The sequence below is a fragment of the Longimicrobiales bacterium genome, assembly GCA_029245345.1.
GTDB lineage: Bacteria > Gemmatimonadota > Gemmatimonadetes > Longimicrobiales > Gaopeijiaceae > CALFPJ01.
This window is the reverse complement of sequence record JAQWPM010000013.1, coordinates 97,462-103,698: the sequence shown is the minus strand read 5'-3', so window position 1 is coordinate 103,698 and position 6,237 is coordinate 97,462. Positions and strand designations below refer to the sequence as shown.

Genomic DNA, 6,237 nt, shown 5'->3' with positions numbered 1-6,237 from the left:
GCGGTGCCGACTTCTGGATGCCGGAAGGGATGCCAACCAACAGCTTCGCCTCGGTCGTTCTCCGCTTCAACGCCTCCGAGTCCGTCATGGCTCAGGCAGAAGAGGAAGAGAAGGAGGCGGCGGAGGAAATCGCGGACGGCTCCGACGGACACACCCACACGGGGGACTTTGCAAACCGCATGATGATGAGCTCGCCCCTGCGCAGCGCTCAGGAAACACGCCTCGGCTCCTACTCGAGCAACGACGGCACGTTGATCGAACAGTTCGAATTCATGGGGCGCCCATTCCGCATCACAGGCATCAGACCGGCCTACGAATGGCGGCTCGTCGCAGAACAGAGCGACTTCATGGGCTACACGGTGCAGAAGGCCGAGACGGACTACGACGGAAAGACCATCGAAGCCTGGTTCGCACCTCAGGTCCCGGTCTCAGCAGGCCCAGGACAGTTCGGAGGCCTTCCAGGGCTCATCCTGGTCCTCTCAGTGAACCGTGGAGAAGAACTGTACTCGGCGACGTCGATCGACTTGGGCGAACTCGAATCCGTTATCGCGCCGCCTGAAGACGGTGAAGAGATCTCACGCGAAGATTACGAACAAATCGTTAAAGAGAAGCTCGATGAGGTCCGCACTTCGCGCGGGGGCAATCACATACATCGCATCCAATGAGATATGTGAACGTGGGGACTTGAGGCCTCCCACCGAGAAACCATGAGCCACACCACAGCAGAAATGCCGAGCGTCCGACGTGGCATGGTCATCGTGGCCCTCATGGTCGCAGGCGAATCTGTCTTCCTGCTCCCGTTCGTCTTGGCGCGCGTCTTTCGCCCGACGTTCCTCGACGTGTTCGAGATCACCAACCTCGAGCTGGGCACGGCGTTCTCTCTCTACGGCATCGTGGCCATGGCCGCGTACTTCGCCGGTGGCCCGCTCGCCGACCGGTTCTCGGCTCGCCGTCTTATGGCCGCCGCGCTGGTGGCAACCGGACTCGGCGGAGCGGTACTCGCGGGAGTCCCTTCGATCCCCGTGATGAACGGGCTTTGGGCATTCTGGGGTCTCACCTCGATCCTGCTCTTCTGGGCGGCCATGCTCCGGGCGACTCGCGAATGGGGCGGTGTGGCCAACCAGGGACGAGCATACGGGCTGCTCGACGGGGGCCGGGGACTACTCGCGGCCGTCATCGCGTCTGCTACGGTCGTCGTGTTCGCGATGCTGCTCCCTAGCGATGCCTCGACTGCCACACCGGATGAGATCGAAGCCGCGTTCCGGGCCGTGATCTGGGTGTTCACTGGATTCACCCTCTTCGTGGCCTTCCTAGTGTGGGTCGTCGTCCCAGACAACGCCCCAACGAGTGATCAAGGCGATCGGCCCAAGCTCTCGCTGAAAGGCCTTCAGGGAGCCTTCAAGATGCCCGCGGTGTGGCTGCAGGCAGTCATCGTGGTGTGTGCCTATGTCGGCTACAAAGCCACCGACGATTTCTCGCTCCTCGCACGTGACGCGCTGGGGTTCGACGACGTGGCCGCCTCAGCGATCGGAACGCTGTCCTTCTGGATTCGCGCCGTTACAGCTGTGGCCGCTGGCTACCTGGGCGACCGGATCGACTCCTCCCGAGTCATCGCATGGGGTTTCGGCATCGTCATCGCCGGTAGCGCGCTCATTGCCTCCGGTTGGCTGGCACCAGGTGTCGCCTGGATGCTGATCGCGACGATTACCGCGACGGGCGTGGGTATTTACGCCCTGCGGGGCGTCTACTTCGCGTTGCTTGCCGAGGGGGCTGTTCCTCTCGCGTTCACAGGCAGTGCAATCGGGGTCGTCTCGCTCGTCGGCTTCACACCGGACGTCTTCATGGGCCCGCTCATGGGCGTCCTGTTGGACAACTCGCCAGGGGTCGTGGGGCACCAGCACGTCTTTGCGGTTGTCGCGGCATTCGGCGTGATCGGCCTCGCAGCTACCATCGCGTTCCGCAGGGTGACTCAACGGGCGTAGCGACTCGCAGGAGTCCCGCGTTGTCCAGTCGGCGTTCGGCCCGTATGGTCTAATCAGATCTAAAACGAACCGCTGGACATACCGCTGAGGCCATACCAATGCGCATGCGATTTTTGCTCGCCGCCGCCCCCTTGATACTCCTCGTGACCGGCACCCTCGCGGCACCGACCCCAGCAGCCGCTCTCGTGCAGGACACACAGGACGACCCGACGGCTGTCTTGGTAAGTCGACTCACGCTTGAGAACTACAAGGCGACGCTGAAGGGCCTCACGCAGTTCGGGGATCGCCGTCAGGGTACGGAGCGAAACCGGAACGCCATCGATTGGATCGAAGCACAACTACAAGCAGTGGGTTGCACCAACACCGAGCGCATCACCTACCAGTTCGACCCAGCACCCAGGCCGGCCCGGACCGGTGGTCCGCGCCGCGCAGGCCCGACCACGCCGCCCGACCTCACGACACCGACCGGTGGCATCGTCGGACGGAATGGAAACGGACCGGGGGGAAGCTCCATCTATGGCAACCGAGGTCGCACCGGGGTGAACCGGGACCTCATGGCCCAGCCTGACGAACGAATTCGCGCCCTGAACGTCGAAGAGCCCGTGAACGGAGAGCGGACTGAGGTCTACTGCACCAAGGTCGGCACGACTCGCCCGAACGAGATGTACATCGTTGGTGGGCACATGGACGGCCACGGCGTGAACGAAGCCGTGAACGACGACGGCTCAGGCACCGCACTCGTCATGGAGCTCGCGCGCATCTTCCACGCTCCGGACGTCGAGACCGAAGTGTCCATCCGATTCGCGCTTTGGAACAACGAAGAGACCGGACTGAACGGCGCAAACGCTTACGTGGACCAGCGACGGGATCTCCAGGGCATCGAGAGCCCGGCAGGCTCTGGTCAGTACCCGGAGCCCACCTGGCTCGGCATGATTCAGCACGACATGATGCTGTGGGATCACGGCGCCCCACGCGCCGACGGGACTGTCAGCCGAAATCAGCGCCCGGAAGCAGACGTGAACATCGAGTTCCAGTCGAATTCGGAGATGGCCGAAGAGTCCATGAAGCTCGCCTTCGTCTTCAAGGCTGCTGCCGACGCGTACAACACCGACTATCCGGCAACCGTCGGTCCGCACATGACCAACACCGACTCGTCTCCGTTCATGAACATCATCCCAGCGATCAGCTTGCGCGAGAACGAGCGCGGCATGCAGACCGGAGCCGGTTGGAACCCCACGTGGCATACCGTGCTCGACGTGTGGACAACGTTCACGGACGACGACTTTCGTCTCGGGTTGAACGCCGGTCAGACCACGTTGTCCGCTTTGTCTCGGCTGACCGGCGCGACGGTCGGAGGACGATAGCAAGTAGCCGAGCCAAACTGCGGACACCCCCTATTCTAGGAAGAGGACAGGCCACGAACATCCGGACAACGCTTTGTCCTTTATCTAAGCCATTCTAGGGCTGTTCTCCGTGGGCACCGTCCTTCCATTTTTCCGACGCGGTGACCAACACGCGAGGAGAATGAGTAGATGAAGAGGCGGGCCTTCCTGACGGTGGCACTTACGGGCGCGGCGAGTGGATGCCTAGGCTCTGGAAACGAGCAGTTGTCCGCGGCCGCAATGGCGGCCCCGAACGAAACGCATCCCGGAACGAATCCCCATCAGGTCGCCCTAGACCGCGCGCGGGACCGGCGAAGAGATCGGGCGCAGGATCGCGCGCGCGGCAGCGTTGACTGGCTCACCTCACACCGAGACTTCCTAGGGGCGTCGCTTAATTCGGCGTAACATCTGCGAGCCGTCCGAGTACTTTCGGGTTGGTGAGATCCTCCCCGAACCACTCGCACGAGACATACGAATGGAAAGTCTGAAGGGCCAACTCCTGATTTCCAGCGGCGGCCTGTTCGATCCGAACTTCCGGCACACGGTCGTGCTTGTAGGCGAGCACAACGCGGATGGCGCTCTGGGCATCATCCTCAATCGTGCGTTGGAGGTGACGGTGGAGGAGGCAGTGCCGCCTCTCAGCCCACTAATCCCGGGTGGGGAAATGCTCTTCGAGGGCGGCCCGGTTCAACAGATGAGCCCCGTTCTCCTAGCAGAGTTCGCGACTCCAGATTTTGCCGATATTCTGGTATTCGAATCGATTGGCTTCCTGGTCGGCGATGTGCCGTCCGACGTCGGGGAAGACATCGGGCGAGCCCGGGTCTTCGCCGGCTATTCAGGATGGGCGCCCGGTCAGCTCGAAGCCGAGATGGACGCGGACGCCTGGTTAACGGAGCCAGCGCTCCCGGACGACGTGTTCACCACAGAGCCCGATCTACTGTGGAGCCGGGTCCTTCGCAGGAAAGGGCCTGAGTTCGCACGGCTGTCAAAGATGCCGTACGACCCGACGATGAACTAAGGGCAGCACCCCGCCCTACTCCACGCGCCGTCTATCGATTCAACGATCGCGGATCCAACGCGTCTTGTAGCCCATCGCCAATGAAGTTCACCGCGAGCACGACCAGCAGGATCGCGACACCGGGGAAGATGGAAAGCCAGGGCTGTGAACTCATGGTGGACTGCGCGTCCATGAGCATGTTCCCCCACGTAGGAGTAGGCGGCTGGACACCGAGCCCCAGGAAGGACAACGACGACTCCATGATGATCGCGTTGCCCACTGCGAGAGTGACCCCGACGACAATCGGGCCGAGTGCGTTCGGGAGGATGTGCCGCGTGATGATGCGCGTATGGGTGGCCCCGAGACTGCGAGCGGCCTGCACGTATTCCATCTCACGAATGCTCAAGACCTCGCCGCGCACGACCCGTGCCGTGGTCATCCAAGACAGTCCGCCGATCGCGAGTGCCATCGAGACGGCGCCCGCGGCGGTGTAGGACGCGAGGACGATCAAGAGCGGGAGTGTAGGGATCGCGTAAACGACGTCGGTAAAGCGCATGAGCAGGTTGTCGATCTTTCCACCGTAGTACCCGGCGAGCGACCCAACGAAGGAACCGAATCCCGTCCCGATGATCGCGGCGAACAGACCGATCAGAATCGATATCCGCCCGCCGAACAGAATACGGGTGAGCAGATCACGACCTAGACCGTCCGTTCCCATGAGGTGACCGGCAGACGGCGCAGCCCGGATGTTCGAGAGGTCGATCTCATCGAAGTCGTAGGGCGCCAGCAACGGAGCAGCGAGGCACGCCACCCCCATGAGCGTCACGACCCCGATCGAGATCACGGCTAATTTGTGCTTCCGTAATCGCGGCCAAATCAGGCCCTTTGCTCCACTACTCATAGCGGATCCGGGGATCGAGGACGGCGTAGAGCACGTCCGCGAGGAGATTGAACACAACCACCATCACGGAGCCGAGCAGGAGGATGCCCATCAGGAGTGGGTAGTCCCGCGAGAACATCGCTTGGACGAACATCCGCCCAATGCCCGGCCAGGCGAATACGGTCTCCGTAATGACCGCGCCTGAGAACAACCCTGCCATGTTCAGGGCCATGACCGACACCACCGGGATCATGGCGTTACGCAGGGCATGCACCCCGACCACCGATCGTTCGGGCAGCCCCTTCGCCCGGGCCGTCCGGATGTAGTCCGCGGTGAGCACGCCCAGCAGCGACGACCTCAGGTACCTGGACCACCCAGCCACATATCGGAAGGAAAGAACGAACGCCGGCAGCACCAGGTGGGCGATGTGGTCCACGAAACCGGTAGCTCCGACCGTCTCGGTGCCGGCGACCGGCAGCCAGCCGAGCCACACGCCGAAGACGAGTTGCAGGATTAAGGCGAACCAGAAGACGGGCATCGCAATGCCCAAGAAGGAGACCCCGGTCCCGATGTGATCGAACCATGTGTACTGCTTCACCGCGCTCAGGATACCGAGACCGAACGCAAGGATGGCCGCCAGCAGGAACGAAGCCCCCATGAGTTCGAGCGTCGCTGGGAGTCGTTCCAGAATCATCTCCGATACCGGCCGGGTTGTGGAGAAGCTCGTACCCAGGTCCCCCATCGCCGCGCTCGTCACCCACTTTATATACTGGACGGGCACGGGCTGGTCGACACCGAGCCGCTCGCGATATGCTTCGATTACGGCCGGGTCTATGAATCGGTCAGACTCGAGGAGCGCCGCCTCGGGCCCACCGGGAGCCGCCTGGATCACGGCAAACAACACTACTGTGATCCCAAGAATGAGCGGGATCATCTGGAGGACGCGCCGGGCGATATAGCTGAACATGGCGCAGACACTAGATTGCGACGTGCCGA

At 62.5% G+C, this 6,237-nt stretch carries 7 protein-coding genes; 5 read left to right on the top strand and 2 right to left on the bottom strand.

Features of this window, described 5'->3' with window-relative positions:
- From P8L30_07440 to P8L30_07420, 5 genes are all read left to right on the top strand, one after another.
- Positions 1-665, top strand: a 665-nt coding sequence (locus tag P8L30_07440) for a GLPGLI family protein (GenBank protein ID MDG2240021.1), incomplete at its 5' end; no start/stop codon positions are given.
- Positions 666-707: 42 nt separating this feature from the next.
- Positions 708-1,982 carry an MFS transporter gene (locus P8L30_07435; GenBank protein ID MDG2240020.1) on the top strand — a complete coding sequence of 425 codons (1,275 nt, stop codon included), beginning with the start codon at positions 708-710 and terminating at the stop codon, positions 1,980-1,982.
- A gap of 98 nt (positions 1,983-2,080) precedes the next feature.
- A complete protein-coding gene (locus tag P8L30_07430) occupies positions 2,081-3,346 on the top strand; it encodes a M20/M25/M40 family metallo-hydrolase (protein ID MDG2240019.1) in 1,266 nt (421 codons plus the stop codon).
- 168 nt (positions 3,347-3,514) lie between these two features.
- Complete coding sequence (locus P8L30_07425) at positions 3,515-3,769, top strand: hypothetical protein (protein ID MDG2240018.1); 255 nt, start codon at positions 3,515-3,517, stop codon at positions 3,767-3,769.
- A 70-nt stretch (positions 3,770-3,839) separates the two neighbouring features.
- Complete coding sequence (locus P8L30_07420) at positions 3,840-4,382, top strand: YqgE/AlgH family protein (protein ID MDG2240017.1); 543 nt, start codon at positions 3,840-3,842, stop codon at positions 4,380-4,382.
- A gap of 31 nt (positions 4,383-4,413) precedes the next feature.
- Here the strand turns inward: P8L30_07420 and P8L30_07415 are convergent, their stop codons facing one another.
- Both P8L30_07415 and P8L30_07410 read right to left on the bottom strand, forming a co-directional pair.
- Positions 4,414-5,262: an ABC transporter permease gene (locus P8L30_07415; protein MDG2240016.1), complete on the bottom strand. Its 849-nt coding sequence runs from the start codon at positions 5,260-5,262 to the stop codon at positions 4,414-4,416.
- A complete protein-coding gene (locus P8L30_07410) occupies positions 5,255-6,208 on the bottom strand; it encodes an ABC transporter permease (protein MDG2240015.1) in 954 nt (317 codons plus the stop codon). The genes P8L30_07415 and P8L30_07410 overlap by 8 nt, the downstream gene beginning before the upstream one ends.
- Positions 6,209-6,237 lie beyond the last annotated feature (29 nt).